Here is a 225-nt window from a genome sequence, read left to right as displayed (position 1 = left end):
TCACCGTGATCCGCACCACGCTGCTGGTCTCAAGACCCTCGGCATCGGTCGCGGTCAGCGTCAGGTCGATGAACGGCTCGGTCTCATGATCGAGGACTTCACCCCCCGCCAGTTGCAGCACGCCGTCCACGATCTCGAAGCGCGGATCATCGACCGTGAAGGTCAGCGTGTCACCCGCATCCGGGTCGCTCGCCGTCACCGTGCCGATCACCTGTGCGTCTTCAC

General features: G+C 64.4%; 1 protein-coding gene. It reads right to left on the bottom strand.

Annotation, left to right across the window (positions count from 1 at the left end):
- Positions 1-225, bottom strand: a 225-nt coding sequence (locus WG924_RS28180; protein WP_345936350.1) for a cadherin repeat domain-containing protein, incomplete at both ends; no start/stop codon positions are given.

The organism is Tistrella arctica (assembly GCF_039630945.1).
Lineage (GTDB): Bacteria > Pseudomonadota > Alphaproteobacteria > Tistrellales > Tistrellaceae > Tistrella > Tistrella bauzanensis.
The sequence above is the reverse complement of the archived record's forward strand: the minus strand, read 5'-3'. Positions and strand labels throughout refer to the sequence as shown.